Source organism: Agathobaculum sp. Marseille-P7918 (assembly GCF_964248325.1).
Lineage (GTDB): Bacteria > Bacillota > Clostridia > Oscillospirales > Butyricicoccaceae > Agathobaculum.
Genome location: NZ_CAXTXI010000004.1, coordinates 52,936 through 72,891 on the forward strand (window position 1 = coordinate 52,936; position 19,956 = coordinate 72,891).

Sequence of the window (19,956 nt, forward strand, 5' to 3'; positions counted from 1 at the left end):
TTTTGATAATGCGGAGCGGCTAAAATGGCTCAAAGGACATGCACGCTACATAGTGCTCGGTGAACGAAGCGTTGGAAGACAGGGAGAGCGCAGCCGCTTCGCGGGCGATGCGCTCACTGTCTGCACGCAGTGCACGGTTCATCAGCAGCATGGATGCGCCGCCGAGTGCGCCGTTTCCGATAAAAGCAGCTTTATCCCGCAGTGCAGCAGGAAACAGGCCGATGGCTGTGGCAGAATCACAGTTGAGTGTGCTGCCAAAGCCGCCTGCGATACAAAAACGTTTGATTTGGTCGGGGGACAGCGCGGCATGTTCCAAAAGCGTCAGCATACCGGCGCAAACAGCAGCTTTGGCGAGTTGAATTTGGCGCACGTCTCGTTGTGTGATGCGTACGTTATCGCACAGCGCAAAGTCCTCCTCCAGAAAACCGGTGTCATCCATTACATCGGCTTGGAGCATGACGGTCAATGCGTCCAAAATGCCCGAACCGCAGATACCGCAGGCGGGGGCATCCTGTACGGTTTCGCACCGTATCTGATTTTGCTCCAGCGTTACTGCGCGGATGGCGCCGGCTGCGGCGGGCATACCGCAGGATAAGCCCGCGCCCTCAAAGGCTGGGCCGGCTGCGGTCGCGCAGCACAGCAGACGGCCGTTTTGTGCGAGTGCAAGCTCGCCATTGGTGCCAATATCGGCCAGAAACTGCACGCCGCCGGACAGCAGGCCGGCTGCCAGAACTGCACATACGGTGTCTGCGCCCACGTAGGCATCTATGCAGCGCGGCAGATAGACCGGCGCGCCCGCAAGTGTGTGCCGACTGCTGCCGCCGAAATGCGACGGCACATCAAACGGAGCAACGGCAAGCGGAGCGGGGTCCAATCCTTCAAATAGATGCAGCATAGTAGTATTGCCGGTCACGACCGACTCGGCAATATGGGATATTCCCGCCTGATGCATGCAGGCGGCCGCCATTTCCGCAAGCTGGCCGCGGATGCGTCCGGAGAGGGTATGCAGCCCGTGGGATTTGCATGCTTGGATGCGTGAAATGACATCTGCGCCAAAGCTGCCTTGTGCATTGGAAGCAAGCTGTTCAGCCAGAATGGTACCGCTGGCACGGTCGAACAGCTGCATAGCCACGGTGGTAGTGCCGATATCCACCGCAAGGCCAAAGCCGGTTTCCGTGTATACGAGGGATGGTGTGCGGCTTTGCGAGAGAATGGCAGGGGAATGCGCTTGTTCCAGTATCACGGTGGCATCGCCGCATAGATGGCAGAAGCAGGCCAAGCGAATACCTGCGGATAGTGCTGCTGTGCCAAGTAGTGCGCGTTCTTCGGCTTCCGGCGGCTCAACAAACCCTTGAACCTGCACGCGGCATTTTCCGCAGGTATGATTACCTGAACAGGGCAGTGCAAAGGAGGGGACTGTCTGTTGAAGCAGTGTGCTTAACAGTGTGCCCGGCGCAGCGGGGACGGTGCAGCGACAGTTCCCGTGCACAATGGTCAGCATTCCCATGACAAATCTCCTTTCGTACAAGGGCTTTTGAAAGTGCAAATGGCGATGTACCGTTCGCTTTTCATGTGAGTTCATTATACCTGCTGCATCCGACGGCGTATAGGAGAATCCTCTTACCGCTTGCACAAAATTACCCGGATGGCGCAGAGGTTATAGCTTTGCGGAGTAAAAAAATCCCCCTTGACGGGGGGTTATGGTTCTTCGGGCGTGCTGTGAAGGATGAGGTCACGGTACTGGCTGGGAGAGAGACCGGTGAAGCGCTTAAAAGTCCGATAAAAGTAATTGCGGTTCATGATACCGACGCGACTGGCGATTTCCGCGGCGTTGAGATCGGTTTTGCGCAGCAATAGCTGCGCCTCTCCAATCCGACGGCGAATCAGATATTGTATGGGGGAAAGTCCGAACAGCGGATTGAACACATGGATGATATGGCTGGAGGAAATGTGAAAGACTGCGGTCAGGTCGGTCAGAGAAAGCTCCTCACGGAAATTCGTATTGATATAGGAAAGAATATTCAGCGGGAGCGAGGGGGGTGGCGGCGCAATCACATGAAAACCCGGCAGCGCAGCCGATTGCAGCAGGAAGGCCTCCAGCAGTCGGTCGCGTGCGTCCGGAATCATCTCGGGGGAACGAAGCAGCGTCAGGAGCGATGCTGCTGTGGAAATCGGCGGAATCGTATGCCGGCAGTAGCTGCCTGCTGACAGTTCGGCTGGACTTTCAAAGGCAAGCGCGAAAAGCAGGGCGTTTTCCCCGGTTTGAACAGCATGGCAGCATCGCGGCGGCAGCAACAGAAGATCACCGGCATGCAGCGCAACGGGCTGTGCGTCTATGGTGACGCGGGTAGAGCCGCGAAGCGATGAGAACAAGGACCAGTTTTCAAAAGCGCATGGATAATAGCCGCTGCCTTGCTTGGGAGAAAGAATAAAGTGTTGGATGACGTGAGCATGTTGAAAGAGGGGAGACGGTATGGACATGAGACAAGTTCTCCTAATCATTGCAGCAGATTGTCAATGTTATATTTCAGAAGTACACGGATGTCAGTGAAAAAATGGGCTTTTGCCGGGCGCTGACGAAGCTGTATAAAATCCGCCAGCAGGCTGAGCGGGAGCGCGCCCTGCATTTCCGCGTCCTGACCAATTACAAAATCCACAACACCATCCTTCAGATAATGCAGGTTGGTGGTAATTTCATCGTGTAGGATTAAGCGGACATCCTGCGCTCGACCGGTTTGTATCAGCGCCTGACAGACGCCAGCGTATCCGGGTGTGATGGCATAGATGCCTGCAAGCTCCGGCACCTGTTCCAGCAGCGTAAGCGTTGCCTGCATGGCGCATGCGTCATCATCGGCCGCTATGTTGGTTTGCCGCAGAGCGATTTGCGGTGCGATCTGTGCGATTTCGCTTTGAAAGCCGGCCAAACGTTCGGAATAGGCGAAATGATATTCCGAAGGGCCGATAATGGGAGCGACGATTCCGTGACCGCCTGTAACCAGCCGCATCAGCTCGGCTGAGGTGCGGCCTGCGGCAAAGTTGTCCTGCCCAACGTAGCAAAAGCGTTTGCTGTGCGGCAGGTCGGTGTTAAAGGTAATAACGGGAAGATTGCGCTTTTGAATCAATTCGTTGAGCTTGTTTTCAACCAGAATGCTGTGCAGGGAGGCAATTGCCAAACCGCTGATGTGCTGTTCTTCGACCAGTTCTTCAATCATGGAAACCTGTTCGACAGGATCGAGCGAGCGCGAAAGCCGGAAAATCACCTTTGTGCTGAAGGCGGAAAGACGATTGGCTTCGCGACGGCAGGAATCCAGAACCAGCTGCATGAATGGGGTTTGGCTGGAATGCATGACCACGCCGATCCGGATGGGATGGGAAGCACGTGATAGCGCCATGCCGGCCCGGTTGGGGGTATATCCGTGTTCGGCAGCGACACGTTTGATACGGGCCGCAATTTCCGGACGAACGTTTCCTTTGTTGTGCAGTGCGCGGTCCACCGTGCCGCGGGATACGCCGCAGAGTTCTGCAATTTGATTGAGTGTAATGGACATAATCACACCTCATTATATATAGCAGTTGAGGTTTTGTAAGAGAATTATAACATGCGGCATTAAAAAAGTCCAGTTTCATATTCGTTTAGTGAATATTCATTATATTGTACACGTGCACGGATTTTCAAAAAAGTTTATTTATAACATGCGGAAAGAAAAAATGATTTTTCAACAGGAAAGGCTGAATAAATTTGAAAAAAGAATGATAATAGTTCACAAAAATGCGGAAATGAAACAAGATTGTGAATTTTTAGACAGATTTTATGCTGTTTTGAAAAACGCCGCTCAATGAAATTTGACACAGAAGAATGGGGAAAAGTTCATAAGATAACCTGGAGCAATATCAGCTAAAAATGATAGGATTACAATTTTGTGCAGACAAAATCATTACAAATCATGAGAACAGGCTGTGCAGATTGTGGAAAAGAGAAAAAAGTGGTTGACGACTTACCCAAAACAGTGTAAAACTAAATCAACATCAAGCAAATGACGTTTTTTTAAAAAATGGGAACGTGCACAGAGCTTGAAAAATGAAGAGAAAGTTGAGGGAGAAACATGAAAAAGAAGCTACTTGCAGGTTTGATGGCATCGGCAATGTTGGCAATGACACTGACGGGCTGCGGTTCTGCGTCTAACAGTGCGGAAGGCGAGCAGAGCGGTGAAGCCGGCAGCGGCAGCGACGGTTACAGCATGACGCTTATCATGTCGCTGCGTGATGAATTTCTGAGCACGCTGGAGGCTGGTTCAAAGGCTGCGGCAGAAGAGTTGGGTGTTAATCTTTCTTCGCAGGATGCACAGAACGACACCGGTAAGCTGATTCAGTTTGTCGAATCCGCGCGCAACGCTGGTGATGATGCGGTGCTGATCAATCTGGTCGATGCAGAGACGGCGCAGCAGTGCATCGAGGCAGCCGGAGACATGAAGGTTGTCTTTGTAAACCGTGTGCCGGCGGATACCAGCGTATTGGAAGCGGGCAAGTCCGCAGCGGTTGTATCCGATGAGAACACTTCCGGATACTATCAGGGCGAGTTCCTTGCAAACTATTTCAAGGAGAAGGGCAAAACCGATATCAAGTATCTGATGCTCCAAGGCACATTGGGACTGGTGCATACCGAGCAGCGCTCGGCATCCGTGCTGAAGGGACTGGCGGATAACGGCATCAATGCAACCGAGGCGGCCGCGCCGCTGGTAGCGGAGTATGACCGGGCAACAGCAATGGATATGATTTCTCCGCTGCTGACCACAACGGAATTTGACTGCATCATTGCCAATAACGACGCGATGGCGCTGGGTGCAGTGGAAGCGATGAAGGCACAGGGCATGGATCCGACTTCCATTCCGATCGTCGGTATCGATGCGACGGTTGACGGCGTGCAGGCTATCAAGGACGGCACACTTGCAATGACCGTATTCCAGGATGCGAATGGACAGGGTTACGGCGCCGTAAAGGCAGCTGTAAATCTGATCGAAGGCAATGCGATCAATGAAGGCACCGATTATGAGACAGACGATACCGGAAACATTGTTTGGGTACCGTTTGAGCCCGTCACCCCGGATAACGTAGCAGATTACGAATAAGCACATAGGCAGGCGGAAAGGGACATTGCAAGCGATGTCCCTTTCCTGAAACCAATACACAATAATAATGGGGTGAAAAGCAGTGAGCCAAGAATATATCCTGGAGATGACCGATATTGTCAAGGATTTCCCCGGCGTGCGCGCGCTCAAGGGCGTGCAGCTCAAGGTGCGCCCGGGCACCGTTCATACGCTGATGGGCGAAAACGGTGCGGGTAAGTCGACGCTGATGAAATGCCTTATCGGTATCCATCCGCCAACCTCGGGCAAGATTGTGTTTGAAGGCAAGGAAGTGCGCTTCAAGAATACGCTGGAAGCACTCAATTCCGGTATTTCTATGATCCATCAGGAACTGTCGCCTGTACCCGAGCGCAGCGTGTGTGAAAACCTGTGGCTGGGACGTGCACCCCGCAAGGGCCTGATTGTAGACCATAAGAAAATGCGACAGGACAGCATCGAGCTGTTTAGCAAGCTCAATCTGGATGTCGATCCGGATGAGAAGATGGGCAATTTAACGGTTGCAAAGATGCAGATGGTGGAGATTGCCAAGGCAGTTTCCTACGACAGTCGCATCGTTATCATGGACGAACCCACCTCTTCCTTAACAGATGCAGAGGTAGAGCACCTGTTCCGCATCATTGCGGAGCTGAAAGAAAAAAATGTTGCAATCATTTACATCTCCCATAAGATGGAGGAGATTTTCCGTATTTCGGACGACATCACGGTTTACCGTGACGGCGAGTACATCACCACTGATCGGGCGGAGAACCTGAATGTGGATAAGGTCATTCAGCTCATGGTTGGCCGTGAGGTGACCAGCATGTTCCCCAAGATGGATTGTCCGATTGGAGAGACCGTTCTCAAAGTGGAAAATTTATCTGCGGGACGCGCGGTGAAGAACGTCTCGTTTGAACTGCACCGGGGCGAGATACTCGGCATGGCCGGACTGGTGGGTGCAGGACGCACGGAAACAGCGGAGGCTATTTTCGGCATGCGGCAAATCACCGGCGGAAAAATTTATAAAGACGGAAAAGAACTGAATATCAAGTCACCGGAGGACGCAATTGCCAACAAGATCGGCCTGCTGACCGAGGATCGCCGCGGCAACGGCATCGTCGGCCTGCTGAGCGTCAAGGATAATACCGTACTGGCTAATTTGAAAAGTTACGGTTTCCCGCTCAATCACAAGAAAATGCGCGAGGATACCGAGGAATATGTCGCAAAGCTCAACACCAAAACACCGTCGATAGACACGCCTATCCAGAATCTGTCCGGCGGCAATCAGCAAAAGGTTCTGGTTGGGCGTTGGCTGCTGACCAATCCGGATATTTTGATAGTGGATGAACCGACGCGCGGCATTGATGTCGGCGCAAAAGCGGAAATCCACTCGCTGATTACCAAGCTGGCGGGAGAGGGCAAGGCGATCATCATGATTTCCAGCGAGCTGCCTGAGGTTATGGGAATGTCCGACCGCATTGTTGTCATGCATGAGGGCACGATGACCGCGATTGTTGAGCGCAAGGACTTTTCGTCCGAGCTGATTCTGAAATATGCCACCAGCGAGGTGCCGCATCAGCCCGCTGTGGAAGAACAATAAGAAAGAGGGGTAAATGGTATGCAGAAAGCATTCGATAAAAAGAAATTCCTGTCTCAGAATTCCATCTGGCTGGTGCTGATTGTTCTGGTTATTGTTATGAGTATCGCGCAGCCAAGCTTTTTCTCGGTCAGCAACCTGCTGACGCTGCTTTCCGGCGAGGCGGTTAAAGGCATCATGGCATTTGGCGTTATGTTCGCTATTCTGTCCAAGGGCATTGACCTGACAATTGGCGCATCCGCAGCGCTGGTGGCGTGTATCACGGCTTCGCTTGTGCAGCCGTCCGACTACGCAAACGCTATCCTGCCTGGTGTTGGCACGCTGCCCGCTCCGCTGGTTATTCTCATCGGCTTGCTGCTCGGCGCAGGCATCGGCGCAATCTACGGCGCTATCATCGCATATACCAAGATTCCGCCTTTTATTGCAACCCTTGGCGCACAGTTGATCTGCCGCGCCAGCGCGAAAATGTACACCAATCGTCCGGTCTCCAACCTGTCCGATGACTTCCGTTTTCTCGGCTCGGCCAAGATTGGCACATTTCCGATTATCATCATTGTGTTCTTTGTTATGTTCGCCATCTCGGCCTTTCTGCTGACCCAGACCCGTTTTGGCAAAAACGTATATGCCATCGGCGGCAATGATCAGGCGGCGCGTGTGGCCGGTATCAATGTGGAAAAGAACCTGATTCTTGTTTACGTTTGGTGTTCGCTGTGCGCTGCCATCGCCGGTATGCTGCTGGCAGGCCGCGCAGGCTCTGCTGACCCGGCAAACTCCGGCTTGAATTACGAGTTGGATGCCATCGCTGCGGCAACGGTCGGCGGCACTTCGCATACCGGCGGTATCTGCCGCGTATCCGGTGTACTGGCCGGTATCCTGATTCTCGGCGTCATCAACAACGGCTTGGTTATGCTCAAGGTGGACGATAACATGACTAATATCGTCAAGGGCGTCATCATCGTCGGCTCGGTTGTGCTTGACATGCGTAAGAATGCCAAGCGCGCATAATTATCAGAAACCTGTCTCTCTTCTTCTTCCGGGTATCCGGGACTGCGGTGTTTGCCGCAGTCCTTCGGATGCCTGCATTATCGCCGGCATTGGTTTGCCGAGGTGAAGCGGAGGAAAGAAAATGCCGGTGCGGCGCGCATCTAAGGAGAGCGCGGCGTCTCCGGGAGAACATACATTTATTCAATTATCATGGTGTCGGCCGTGTGGCTGGACAATGTGCGCATGCGGTACGACGGAAAGGAACGGCTTTAAAATGGAACTGAATATTGCAGTAATCGGCTGCGGCATGATTGGCCGCGAACACATCGAGCGCATTCAGAACCGCATTCGCGGTGCGCAGGTTGTCGCGGTGTGCGACGTATCTGAGGAAGGCGCGAAGAAGGGCGCGGAAATCGCCGGTGGAAACGTCAAGGTATATACCGATTTCCGCGAGGCAATCAACTCTCCGGACGTCAACGCGGTTGTCGTCACCACGCCGGGTGCGTTCCACAAGGATCCGGTCATCGCAGCAATCGAGGCCGGCAAGCCGGTATTCAGCGAGAAGCCGCTGGCCAACATCGCTGCGGACTGCAAGGCGGTTGTGGATGCCGAGATGGCGTCCGGCAAGCATCTGGTACAGGTTGGTTTTATGCGCCGCTACGACCGTGGCTACAAGCAGGTCAAGGAACTGATTGACTCGGGCAAGTTCGGTGCGCCGATGGTGATCAAGTGCACGCATCGCGCGGACGGCGTTGCACCCGACTACACCACCTCGATGGCGGTCACCGACACCGCAATCCATGAAATCGACGTGCTGCCGTGGCTGATTGGCGACGAGTGGGACGAGGTGCAGTGCATCATGCCCAAGACCTCTTCCAAGGCACATGAGGGGCTGAAGGACCCGCAGATCATGATTATGAAGACCAAGGGCGGCATCGTCAATGTGCTCGAAGTCAACGTCAACTGCGGCTTCGGCTATGATATCAACTGCGAAGTGGTGTGCGAAAACGGCGTTATCAATCTGCCGTGCCCGTCTTTCCCGACTGTGCGGTACGCAAACAATGTATCCACCAAGATTGAGGACAACTGGATTTTGCGCTTCATCGACTCTTACGACGTTGAGATTCAGGATTGGGTCGATCATGCCGTTAAGGGTGAAACCGGTGGTTCCTCCGCATGGGACGGCTATGTTGCTTCCATCACCGCAGATGCGCTGGTCAAGAGCCAGACCTCCGGCAAGACGGAAAAGGTCGTCACCGGCGGCACCCCGGATTTTTACAAGAAATAATTGGAGAAAGGAATAAACGAACATGAAAATTGGATTTAACGAAGGCTGCAACCGCTTCTGCGAAAACCATTCCGTACTCGAGGACCTCGACCTGTGCGAAAAGTACGGTTTTGACTACATTGATATCCAGTCCGAGTGCCTTGACCGCGAGATTGCGGCGGGCAAGTACACCATCGACGATTTGGCAGCATGGTTTGCCGACCCGAAGCATCATCTGAAAATGCTGTCTTATAATGCGCTGGTATTCTTCAACATGAAGCAGACGCAGGCAGAAAAGGACGAGGTTATGGCAAAGCTCGACCGCATCATTGCGGACTGCCTTAAGCTGCAGTGCAAGATGATTGTCGTTGTGCCGTCCATGGATCTGCCCGTCCCGGCGACGATTGACGAGATTCGCGCGGATGCGGTCGCAGTCATCCGTGAGATGTTAAAAAAGGTGGAGCCGCACGGCATCAAGCTGTCCATCGAGTTCTGCGGCGGTCCGACCATGTCGATCAACCGTTTCGAAGACGCATATGCGATTGTGCAGGAGGTCAATTCCCCGCTGGTCGGCATTACGCTTGACCAGTACCACTTCCATGCGATGGCGTCCGGCTGGGATGCGCTGGAAAAGGCAGACGGAAAGAAGATTTTTGTCTGGCACCTCAACGGAATGGAGAACATGCCCTGCGGTGCGGCGTATAACAATGATGAAAAGCGTCTGTGGCCAGGCGAGCCGGGCGACTGCCTCGACCACAAGCGTTATGCCGATACACTTAAGAAGATTGGCTTCGAGGGCGACGTGTGCACGATGGAGGTGTTCCGTCCGGACTACTACAAGCTGACCAACGAGGAAAACATCAAGAAGGCTGCGGAAGTTACCCGCGCACATGTTGAAAAATACTGGTAAAGACCTCTCTCATCAAAAAACCCTGCTATGAAAATAGCAGGGCTTTTTGATATGCTGTATCAGCCGTATACGCGAGCGACCTCTTCGCGGGCGATTTCTACCCAGCGGGATGCGTTGCGCGGATTGCGGCCCAGTGTATGGTTATCCTTCATCAGCAGCTCAACCCGGTTTCCGTTCTGCTTGCAGAACAGCAGCAGGTCATGCAGATGCCGGCGGATGTAATCCTCATCTGGCTGCGGCACGGCGATATCGGTCGGACTGGTCTTATAGCAGTAGACGTAATCCCCTTGCAGGTATTCGCTCATCTTGCGGCTGTCAGCCCAGGGGGAGACGGAGACCCGACGCAGGCGTGGAATGGCCTGCTTGACGTATTCCCAGCGTCCGTCCAGTCCCTCGCAGCAGCCGTAGTAGTTCAAACCGAATTTGTCGGCAAGCTCATGCTGATAGGGCAAAAGGAACTCGCGCACCATTTCGGGGGAAACCTCGCTGGTTTCCTGTGCTTCATTGAAACCCCACATGTCCTGCAGCCGCACCTGTCCGGGTGTGCCATGCAGCTGATTGGTATAGCCGATGCCGCCGGATCCGATATACATGCTTTCGCAGTTGTTGGGCAGCAGACCGTTTTTCTCCAGATAATCGAACTTTGCCAGATAGCCGTCGGTAAACAGCCGCATCATTTCATGTACTTTATCTGGATAGTCGTAAAAATCACACATCATATTTTCCATGCCGCGCAGATTGGCATAGGACAGGGAAAGATCTGGTGACCACCACCATTTATGGCGGAATTCAACCTGAAGCAAGCCGTCAAATACCTCTTCGGCGGCGGCAAACGCCTTGTTCGAGGCCTCCCAGTCCACATGGATCTGCGGCGTTTTGATGATTTCGGAAAGGTCAAGCTCTTCGTATTCCTCTTCCAGATCGGAAAGCGGACTTTTCCAGACATATGCCTCGCCTCTGGTCGGGTCGCCGATGCGCTCTTCTTCAATGCCCCAGCCGGTGTCCACCGCGTGGTACGGGAGATACAGCTTGGCCTCCACCACCTTGTCATCCCGGAGCTGTTCGGCCCAGTAGATTTCTTTGCGCAGCCACATTTCCCAGTCTCCGGCCATTTCACCCTCACACTGGATGGTTTCGCGCCATGGGAAGATTTCATTCCAGCCGTTTTCACAGTCGATAAAGATGACAGGCTGTTCGGTTTGCAGATCGTTATGTGCTGCCCACAGACGAGCCTTTTCCTGCTCGCAGGGCCGTTCAGCCAGCTCGCGCAGCCGTGCGCCGAGTGCGCGGAGAATCGCGCGGTCATGGTCGGAAACCACGCATTGCTCGACGGGCCAGCCGTGCACCATCAGGTTGCCGCCTTGCCCCTGGTCAATGCGATTGACGCCTTCAAATTGGTCCACTTTCATAATCATTCTCCTTTGCAGGAATTTGGAAACTCGGCAGGAGATGCTTGCGCATTTTCATCAATTTGAGATGCCGTGTCCGTTCCCGGTTTTATGGTAGCATAGACGAAAAAGGGCTGCAACCGATGAGGGATGGCGGTATGGGGTTCTTTTGTGCAATTTTATAAGGGTTATATTGAGTTGGAAAATGACAAGGTTTTAGGGAAAGAAATAAAAGAATACGAAGAATAAGTGCGTGTTGACGTATGCGGTGGTATGGCTGTTGGGGGAGCTGTGCCTGACGCCGGATGGAGTAGAAAACTGCAATGGATACGCAGAAAAAAATGATTATTTTTCCAAAGTATTTATCACAATTCGGTATTGTGTTATTATGCTTTCAGTGATATGATAAAAAATTTCGCAAGGGAGGGAAAGCGATGCTCTGTCAGAAAGAAACGGGTGTACTGCCGGGGTCGGAGATTTTCTTTCATACGGTGGGCGCTTCGACGCAGCGACTGCTGTACTACATCAGTTTTTGCGGGCATTATTATTGTGAACGCGGGTACAAAATCCGACGCAGTCAGGTGAATAATCTGCTGTTGATGCTGGTGGACAAGGGCGCACTAAGGTTGGAGTACCGCGGCCGGAGCGATACGGTTGTCGCAGGAGAGCTTCTGCTGATTGACTGCACCGAGCCGCATTATTATGCGGCGTTGGAGTATGTGGAGATATACTGGATGCATATAGCGGGTGCAAATGCCTTTGAACTGTGCGCATACCTGACCAGCGCACGTGACAGCGTTGTCCATCACGCGCCGGACAGTGACAGGGCGGGCGCATTGGTACGGCTGCTGGTGTCGCAATATGCCAACAACCAACCGGTCAGCGATGCTGAGCAGTCGCGTCTGCTGTACAATATCCTGTGCTATTTGATAGCGGGCGCATCGGCAGCTACAGCGGGAGAGCCGACGGGACCGGTGCAGGAGGCCATGGCTTTTATTCAGGCGCATTTGCGGGAGGATTTGCGTCTCAAACGCCTGGCAGCGCATGTCTATCTAAGCCCGTCCCATCTTATCCGCTTGTTCCGCGCCCAAACACAGCAGTCGCCGCACGAGTATGTCATACTCTGCCGAATGGATCGCGCCAAGTACCTGCTGAAAACCACCGACCTGCCGGTCAAGAGGGTTGCGGCAGAGGTGGGATACCGGTCGGAATCCAGCTTTACTGCGGCGTTCACCGAACGGATTGGAATTTCCCCGCGCGCATTCCGCATGCTGCCGCTGGGCTGATATGTCGATGGGGACAAGAAGCAGTGCGGTATGATAAAGTCAATCGCATCCAAATTCTGCGCAATTTGCTCCTAACAGTTGAAGGGCGGCGCATGGTATCGTAGGAACAGCGGTATACCAATACGATTTGGAGGTCGATTGCAATGAAACGAGATATGGATCAGTGGACTTGTGAGCTGCTCAAAGCGCCGCGGAAAAAGGCAATGCCGGTTTTGTCTTTTCCTTCTGTCCAGCTGCTTGGCATCACGGTGCGGGATTTGATTTCGGACAGTGGGCTGCAGGCCCGCGGCATGAAGGCGGTCGCTGACCGCACCCCGCAGGCGGGGGCGTCCGTGAGTTTGATGGATTTGTCGGTGGAGGCCGAATGTTTCGGTGCTGCTGTCCGCGTTTCGGATGATGAGGTGCCGACGGTCATCCGTCCGGTGATTTTCCCAGAGGTGGAGGAAGAGGCGCGCATGGAGCAGGCCGAGGCGCTTTCCGTTCCCGCAGTTGGCGCGGGCCGCACGCAAATTTATATTGATGCGATTGCGCAGGCTGTGCAGATGATTGAGGACCGGCCGGTGCTGGCGGGCGTGATTGGGCCGTTTTCGCTGGCGGGACGGCTGCTGGACGTGACCCAGTCGCTGATTTACTGCTATGAAGAGCCGGATATGGTGCATACTGTGCTGAAAAAGTGCACGGAGTTTCTTGTGCAGTATATCGAGGCATACCGCGCGGCGGGCGCCAATGGCGTGGTGATTGCCGAGCCGCTGGCGGGGCTGCTGTCGCCTGCGCTGGCGCAGGAATTTTCCGGTGATTATTGCCGTCATATCATACAGGCTGTGCGCACGGAGGATTTTGCCGTTATCTATCATAACTGCGGCAATACCGCCAGCCTGACGCTCGAAGGCATTCTGGCGTGCGGTGCCAATGCCTATCATTTCGGTAATGCGGTGGACATGCGGGAAATTCTGGAGAAGGTGCCGGAGGATGTTGTGTGCATGGGCAATATCGACCCTGCGGGCGAGTTTAGAAACGGTACGCCGGCATCCATTCGCACTAAGACGCTGGAATTGATGGAGCAGTGCAGCGGCCACCCGAATTTCGTGATTTCCTCGGGCTGCGACATTCCTCCGCTGTCACCATGGGAGAATGTGGATGCGTTTTTTGCGGCGGTAGATGAGTTTTACAGCCGCTGAGCAAGCAGCAAAACAGCCGGACGGTTTCGTCCGGCTGTTTTGGTATCGTTTCATAATTTCTTTGTGCCTGTAATGCGCTGTTCGCGGTATTTTCCGGGCGCAACGCCGGTCTGTTTTTTGAAAATACGGGTGAAATAGCTCTGGTCATCAAAGCCGACGGCACAGGCGATTTCCGCAATCGGCATGCCGGTGGAGCGCAGCAGGGTCTTGCTGCGTTCCACACGCAGACGGTTCACATATTCGGTAAACGTACAGCCCAGCTCGTCCTTAATGATGCGGCAGAAATACGATTTGGAAAGGAAAACCTGTTCGGCTGCCTGATCGAGAGTCAGCTTATCGGTCAGGTGCTCCTTGATAAAGGCGGTGGTTTTAAAGATGACGTTCTGGTGCTTGATATCGTTCAGGTCGAACACCAGACTGATAAATTGGTGCAGGATTGCGCCGATCCAGCGGTTGAGCGCCTCGATGCCGTCAACGGAATCGACCTCCTGCTCATACCGGCAGCACAGGCCGAGGATTTCATTTGTGTCCGCGCCGCCGTCGATGGCCGCGCGGCTCATCAGAACAAGCAGCTCGCGAATGCGGGATTTGATGATCTGCTGGTCGTTTCCGGCCAGATAGTAAATATGGGTGAGCAGGTTGTTGAGCAGCTCACGTGCCGCGTCCTTTGCTCCGGAACGGATGTGCTCTTGCAGGCGGCGTTCATTATCAATGGGATAAGTGCGCATTGCGTTCTCTTCGGTCAGGTCATACATCATTTGCAGCATTGCGGCCTGATTGCCGGAATCCACGTCCGGCGGCGCGAGATCCTGCGTCAGTGAGGAGATGGCAGCGCAGGCAAGTTCACTGAGTGAGCGGGCCTGTGCGGTGGTCAGGCGCGGAATGCCGTCGAGCGGTTCGGGGGAGCGGATGAGATCTTCAAATGGGTCGGTGCTGTCATTGGACAGGATGAACGGCCCGGTGATGACGCAGCATTCCATGGGAGTACCGGCTTGCAGCGGAGGCGTTGCGATGAATACCAGTCCGCGCGGACAATAGTATATATATTTTCCGTCCCAGCGCTCGGCTTCGTATGCCCCGTACAGGTGGGTCAGGTAGGCGTTGCAGTCTGTGCCTGACTGAAGCGCGCAGCTTGTGTGAAAAGAGGGAAGGGAAAAGCGCTGTGCGGTCAGGTCGAGAAGCGCGGCGTGCACACCGGTGAGCGTTTGGATATGTCCGCACAGATGTCGGCAGCGTTCGGATAGCTCCATGGATAGACCCTCCTTTGCAAAGTGGTTAGGGGACGGGCTTATTATACCAGACCGCTTGTGGTTTGACAAATACCGCGGCGCATGGGGCAGGGTGAACTGTGGAATGGGTCGCCATCGGTCAATATGAGCCGGTTTTATGCTTTTGCATGGAGAAAAGTGAAAAATCGTATTCCCGCCCTTATTTTCCGGCAAAGCCCGCAAATTCTTTGGGCTATACTGGGAAAACAAGGGAGGCAGAACGAAAATGGACAAGCAAAAAACAAAGCGGGCTGCGCCGCTTGTGTTGGGCCGCGCGGCGGCATGGCTGGCGCGGCTGTGGAACGAGGAGCATCTGCATATCTTGGTCACCGGTGTGCAGCGGTTTATTCTGTGCGCGGTGCTCGCGCGCGGCACGGTGTTCGGCGGGTATGCGCCGTTCGGACTGGCGATGGCGGCGGCGCTGATGGCACGCGGCGCAGGACTGAGCGCGGTTGGCGGCGTGGTCTGCGGGCTGATGCTGCTGGGCGGTGGACTGAAAAGCGGCGTGTACATTGCGGCGGTGCTGCTGGTTCTGTGCGTGATGAGCGTGTGTGCGGGTCTGCGCATCGTGCGCACAGCGTGGTTTGCGCCGATTGTAGCGGCGTTTGCGGGTGCGGCATGCACCTTCGTGTTTCTGCCGTCGGGCGCGGCGCTGACTTTATCCGCGCTGGTGCCGTTTGTGGCCGTGCAGCTGCTGACGCTGGGAGCATGTCGGGTCTATGGCGCGGCGCTCTCTCCGCCGCGGGATGAAAACGACTGGCGGCGGCCGGCGACGCTGCTGGTGCTGGTGGCGACCGTACTGCTGTCGTTGTCCGACCTGAGCCTGTTCACTCTGCTCTCGCCTGCCCGTGTGGTGGCGCTTTTGCTGACACTTGCAGCGGCTTATCTTGGCGGGGCTGCGCCCGGCGCGGCGACCGGCGTGGCGCTGGGTGCCGCGATGGATATCGCCTGCGGCTACGGCGCGCTGTTCACCTGCTGTTATGGCTTGTGTGCGTTGGTCGCGGGCCTGTTCCGGGACAGCGGACGCGGCTGGTTTGCGCTGTGCGCGCTGGGCTCCGGCCTGTGTGCGGCGATGCTGGGCGTGGAGCATGTGCTGTTTGTGCCGATGATTCTCGAACTTTTCTGCGCGGTGGCGGCGTTTGCCGTCATGCCGCCGCTGGTGTGGGATGCCATGCGTCACAGCTTTCTGCCCGACACGCTCATGGGCGAGGCAGCGCATCGCACGGTGCGGCAGACAGCAGGAAAATGCGCCACCGAAGCGGCACAGGCGTTTTACGAGCTGTATCTGGCCATGCTCAACGGCATCAGCGAAGGAAAGGCGGCAGGCGACCAGAATGTGCGTGCGGTGTTCGACCGCGCGAGCGACCGGGTCTGCAAAAACTGCGTGCTGTGCTCCCAGTGCTGGCAGCGGGACTATGTGACAACGCTTGCCGCGCTCAACGATGTGACCCAGCCCATGCTCAAACGCGGTCGGGCGGAGCTTTCCGACTTTCCCTATCATTTTGCCTCGCGCTGTGTGCATCTGCCCGAGCTGATGCGCGCCATCAACAGCGCGTTGTTTGCGCTGCGTGAGCGCCAAAGCCTTCGGCGGCAGCAGGAGGAAAACCAGAGCCTGCTGGCGCGCCAATATGCGGGCATTACGGATATTCTTCGTCAGCTGGGCGCGGAGGCGACGCAGGATGTGACCGCCCAGCCTATGATGGAGCGGCAGATTCGGCGGTATGCGGCAGCGTTCGGCTGGATTGACCGCGTGTGTGCGGTGCGCGACGCGCAGGGCCGGCTGGCGGTCGAGCTGTACGGCGAGGGCATCGAGGATGTGATGCGGCAGGGCGAGGGCTTCTCGGCGGGCCTGAGCGCGCTGCTCGGCGTGACGCTGACCGCCCCCAAACGGGTGGAGGACGAGCTTGGTCCACATGTGGAGATGCGCGAGCGCGCACCCTTTCGCGCAATTGTCGGCATCGGCCGGCAGCAAAAGGAGGGCGCTGCGGTCTCAGGGGACAGCGGGTGTTATTTTCTGACCGATGCGGGTATCGCCTGTCTGCTGCTGTCTGACGGCATGGGGTCGGGGACGGCCGCGCAGCAGGACAGCCGCATGCTGATTACCTCGCTCGAGCGCTTCCTGCGCGCGGGTATCACGATTGCAGACGCGCTCAAAGCAGTCTCTCCCGCGCTGCGGCTGCGCTCGGACGGGACACGGTTTACCACACTGGACGCGCTCACGCTCGATTTATTCACCGGACGGGCGGAAAGCCTCAAGTGCGGCGCGGCGCCCTCCTATCTGCGCGTGGGCGGGCAGTGGAAGATGTTGACCGGTAAGGCGCTGCCCATTGGCTTGGCCGAAGAGGACGCGCTGGGTGAGCCGGTGCCCCTGCGTTTCGGAGACGGCGACCTGTGTATCCTGCTGTCGGACGGCATTTCGGACGGCATGGAGGACGACTGGGTGCGGGAAACGCTGCTGACGCATGCAGAGGACAGTCCGAAGGAGCTGGCCATGCATCTGGTTACGGGCGCGGCGGGTCGTGGGCATGACGACGACCGCACGGCACTGGTGATGCGTGTGGAAAGAATGTGATGGTTAAATCCCTCTCTTTGTGGCAATACTTGCTGCAAAAGGGAGGGATTTACTATGGTGAAGGGTATCAGCCGCCGTGTGGTGGTGGTGCGTCCGGATGAGCACGGCGTGTTTGAGCAGGCGATTTTTCTGGTGCGGGACTGCACCGTGCCGCGCAGCGACGCGGTGCGCGAGGCTTGCCGCATTGCAAACCGTTATCTGGTGGGGCGCGGCGTCCGGCGGCGTTCGCCGTGGCTGCGTCTGGCGGTGGCATTTGCGCTTGGCGCGGTGGCGGCAAGCGGTGTTTGGGCTGTGCTTTGGCTGCTCTTATGAAAAAGGATGAAAAAGCTGCGGCAATATTGTACAGTATTCCGGTAGAAAATAAACGATAAATAATATATATTAGTATAAAATATCAATAACAAAAGGAGAAAGCAAAATGAGCAAGTATGTGTGCAAGGTTTGCGGTTATATTTATGATCCTGCGGAAGGCGATCCGGATAACGGTGTTGCGCCTGGTACGGCGTTTGAAAACCTGCCGGAGGATTGGGTCTGCCCGCTGTGCGCAGTCGGCAAGGAAGAGTTTGAGCCGGCATAACTGCATGGAGAACAAAGGGGTCGCTGTATCAGCGGCCCCTTTTTGTGAACAGATTGCAAATTGCGTGTGCGCGCCCTTGTTTTGCCGCAGTCGGCTTGTTATACTAAAGATAAACAGTAAGGCGCGCCGAATCGGGCGCGGTCTGAAAAACAGTAGAGGTGGCTTGGCGTATGAGCGCCGAATTATTTTTTCAGTTGTTTCACCAGTACGGACTGATTCTGGTCTGTGCGGTCATTTTCTGTGAATATATGAACCTGCCCGGCTTTCCGGCAGGCGTGATTATGCCGTCCATCGGCGTGCTGATTGCGCAGAGTGAGCTGTCGCTTGTGCTGACGGTTGCGCTGAGCGTCGTGTTCGGCGTGCTGGGCAGTCTGGTCATTTATGGGGCGTGTTACTGGGGCGGCGAGCCTATCATGGAAAAGCTGTTCGGCAAAAGTGAGAAATTCCGCTCGTTTGTCAGACGCTGCCATGAGTATATCGACGCCCAGCATGGCCGTGGACTGGCGCTGTGCCGCATTATCCCGGTGCTGCGTACGATTGTGTCCATTCCGGCGGGACTCATCCGCATGCCGGTCAAGTGGTTTGTCGGCTGGTCGGCGCTCGGCATCGGGGTTTGGAACACGGTGCTGATTTCGTTCGGGTATTTCTTCAGTGAAAAGATTTTAACGATGGTATTGTAAAAAGCTCCCTTGCGGGAGCTTTTTTGCGTTTTGAATGCAATGCGATTTTGTCACCACTTTGCAAGTTGCAATCGGTGGGGCCGTATGTTACAATATACTGCGTTAAATTATGCGCAGTGGGGGAGATTTATGCAAATCGGGAACGTAACGCTTGCCGGACGGATGGTGCTCGCGCCGATGGCTGGTGTGACCGACCGCGCCTTTCGGCAGATTTGCCGCGAACACGGTGCGGCGCTGACCGTGACCGAAATGGTCTCCGCCAAGGCACTGACCTATGGTGACAAAAAAACGCCGGGACTGCTGGCTCTGGCGGAAAACGAGCATCCCGCAGCGGCACAGATTTTCGGTCACGAGCCGGAAACGATGGCGGAAGGTGCGAAGATTGCGCGCGCGGTGTCCGGCTGCGATATCATTGATATCAACATGGGGTGTCCTGCGCCAAAAATTGTCAATAATGGTGACGGCTCTGCGCTCATGCGCGACCCGGCGCTGGCTGCGCGTGTGATTGAAGCGGTCAGCCGTGCAGTGGATGTGCCGGTAACGGTTAAATTCCGCAAGGGCTGGGATGAGAAAAGCGTCAATTACGTTGCTTTTGCGCGCATGGCGGAGCAGGCCGGTGCGGCGGCAATTGCAGTGCATGGCCGCACGCGCGCGCAGCAGTACAGCGGCGTGGCAGACTGGGACGCAATCCGCGCGGTCAAGCAGGCAGTATCCATTCCGGTGATTGCCAACGGCGATGTGGCTGTGCCGGAGGATGCGGTGCGCATTCTGGAGCATACCGGTGCGGACGCGGTGATGGTTGGCCGAGGGGCGCTGGGCGACCCGTGGATTTTCGAGCGGGCGAACGCATTGCTGGAGACCGGTATATGCCCGCCGCTGCCGCCCTTTGTCGAACGCATTGACACGGCGGTCCGGCAAATCGAGCTGGCGGCAGAGCAAAAGGGTGAGCGCGTGGCGATGCTGGAGGCACGACGCCATGTCAACTGGTATCTCAAGGGTCAGAGCGGTCTGAAAACATTCAAAATGCGTATCTGTGCACTCGAACGGCTCGAGCAGCTTTATCCGCTGGCGGAGGAGATGAAGCGCGCAGCCGGTTGCTGAACGATATTTGACATCAGAAGGAGGCCGA

General features: G+C 55.6%; 17 protein-coding genes. 12 read left to right on the top strand and 5 right to left on the bottom strand.

The window, feature by feature from the left end; all coding sequences use genetic code 11:
* Positions 1–19: 19 nt before the first annotated feature.
* From ACESSO_RS07065 to ACESSO_RS07075, 3 genes are all read right to left on the bottom strand, one after another.
* Positions 20–1,507 (bottom strand): ASKHA domain-containing protein, encoded by a 1,488-nt coding sequence (locus ACESSO_RS07065; protein WP_373164353.1) that lies wholly within the window; start codon positions 1,505–1,507, stop codon positions 20–22.
* A gap of 191 nt (positions 1,508–1,698) precedes the next feature.
* Positions 1,699–2,481: an AraC family transcriptional regulator gene (locus tag ACESSO_RS07070; RefSeq protein ID WP_373164354.1), complete on the bottom strand. Its 783-nt coding sequence runs from the start codon at positions 2,479–2,481 to the stop codon at positions 1,699–1,701.
* A 17-nt stretch (positions 2,482–2,498) separates the two neighbouring features.
* On the bottom strand, positions 2,499–3,548 hold the full coding sequence (locus tag ACESSO_RS07075) for a LacI family DNA-binding transcriptional regulator (RefSeq protein ID WP_373164355.1): 1,050 nt from the start codon (positions 3,546–3,548) through the stop codon (positions 2,499–2,501).
* 555 nt (positions 3,549–4,103) lie between these two features.
* On the opposite strand from ACESSO_RS07075, the gene ACESSO_RS07080 reads away from it, so the two are divergent.
* From ACESSO_RS07080 to ACESSO_RS07100, 5 genes are all read left to right on the top strand, one after another.
* Positions 4,104–5,126, top strand: coding sequence for a substrate-binding domain-containing protein (locus ACESSO_RS07080; protein WP_373164356.1), 1,023 nt, complete (start codon positions 4,104–4,106; stop codon positions 5,124–5,126).
* A gap of 106 nt (positions 5,127–5,232) precedes the next feature.
* Positions 5,233–6,720 carry a sugar ABC transporter ATP-binding protein gene (locus ACESSO_RS07085; protein WP_373164608.1) on the top strand — a complete coding sequence of 496 codons (1,488 nt, stop codon included), beginning with the start codon at positions 5,233–5,235 and terminating at the stop codon, positions 6,718–6,720.
* Between the two features lie 18 nt (positions 6,721–6,738).
* On the top strand, positions 6,739–7,722 hold the full coding sequence (locus ACESSO_RS07090) for a hypothetical protein (RefSeq protein ID WP_373164357.1): 984 nt from the start codon (positions 6,739–6,741) through the stop codon (positions 7,720–7,722).
* A gap of 253 nt (positions 7,723–7,975) precedes the next feature.
* A complete protein-coding gene (locus ACESSO_RS07095) occupies positions 7,976–8,989 on the top strand; it encodes a Gfo/Idh/MocA family protein (RefSeq protein WP_373164358.1) in 1,014 nt (337 codons plus the stop codon).
* 22 nt (positions 8,990–9,011) lie between these two features.
* A complete protein-coding gene (locus tag ACESSO_RS07100) occupies positions 9,012–9,878 on the top strand; it encodes a sugar phosphate isomerase/epimerase family protein (RefSeq protein ID WP_373164359.1) in 867 nt (288 codons plus the stop codon).
* A 59-nt stretch (positions 9,879–9,937) separates the two neighbouring features.
* On the opposite strand, the gene ACESSO_RS07105 is transcribed toward ACESSO_RS07100, so the two are convergent.
* Positions 9,938–11,287, bottom strand: coding sequence for a hypothetical protein (locus tag ACESSO_RS07105; protein WP_373164360.1), 1,350 nt, complete (start codon positions 11,285–11,287; stop codon positions 9,938–9,940).
* Positions 11,288–11,700: 413 nt separating this feature from the next.
* Between ACESSO_RS07105 and ACESSO_RS07110 the strand changes: the two genes are divergently transcribed.
* Positions 11,701–12,552 carry a helix-turn-helix domain-containing protein gene (locus ACESSO_RS07110; RefSeq protein WP_373164361.1) on the top strand — a complete coding sequence of 284 codons (852 nt, stop codon included), beginning with the start codon at positions 11,701–11,703 and terminating at the stop codon, positions 12,550–12,552.
* Positions 12,553–12,695: 143 nt separating this feature from the next.
* On the top strand, positions 12,696–13,730 hold the full coding sequence (locus ACESSO_RS07115) for a uroporphyrinogen decarboxylase family protein (protein WP_373164362.1): 1,035 nt from the start codon (positions 12,696–12,698) through the stop codon (positions 13,728–13,730).
* Between the two features lie 50 nt (positions 13,731–13,780).
* Here the strand turns inward: ACESSO_RS07115 and ACESSO_RS07120 are convergent, their stop codons facing one another.
* Positions 13,781–14,980 (bottom strand): helix-turn-helix domain-containing protein, encoded by a 1,200-nt coding sequence (locus tag ACESSO_RS07120; protein ID WP_373164363.1) that lies wholly within the window; start codon positions 14,978–14,980, stop codon positions 13,781–13,783.
* Between the two features lie 244 nt (positions 14,981–15,224).
* Here ACESSO_RS07120 and ACESSO_RS07125 point away from each other — a divergent pair, with 244 nt between their 5' ends.
* The 5 genes from ACESSO_RS07125 to dusB all read left to right on the top strand — a co-directional run bounded on the left by ACESSO_RS07125 (position 15,225) and on the right by dusB (position 19,928).
* A complete protein-coding gene (locus ACESSO_RS07125; protein WP_373164364.1) occupies positions 15,225–17,570 on the top strand; it encodes a SpoIIE family protein phosphatase in 2,346 nt (781 codons plus the stop codon).
* Positions 17,571–17,624: 54 nt separating this feature from the next.
* Positions 17,625–17,882, top strand: coding sequence for a hypothetical protein (locus ACESSO_RS07130; RefSeq protein WP_373164365.1), 258 nt, complete (start codon positions 17,625–17,627; stop codon positions 17,880–17,882).
* 106 nt (positions 17,883–17,988) lie between these two features.
* On the top strand, positions 17,989–18,147 hold the full coding sequence (rd, locus tag ACESSO_RS07135; RefSeq protein WP_373164366.1) for a rubredoxin: 159 nt from the start codon (positions 17,989–17,991) through the stop codon (positions 18,145–18,147).
* Between the two features lie 170 nt (positions 18,148–18,317).
* Positions 18,318–18,827 carry a DedA family protein gene (locus ACESSO_RS07140; protein WP_373164367.1) on the top strand — a complete coding sequence of 170 codons (510 nt, stop codon included), beginning with the start codon at positions 18,318–18,320 and terminating at the stop codon, positions 18,825–18,827.
* 129 nt (positions 18,828–18,956) lie between these two features.
* Positions 18,957–19,928, top strand: coding sequence for a tRNA dihydrouridine synthase DusB (gene dusB / locus ACESSO_RS07145; RefSeq protein WP_373164368.1), 972 nt, complete (start codon positions 18,957–18,959; stop codon positions 19,926–19,928).
* Positions 19,929–19,956: the final 28 nt, after the last annotated feature.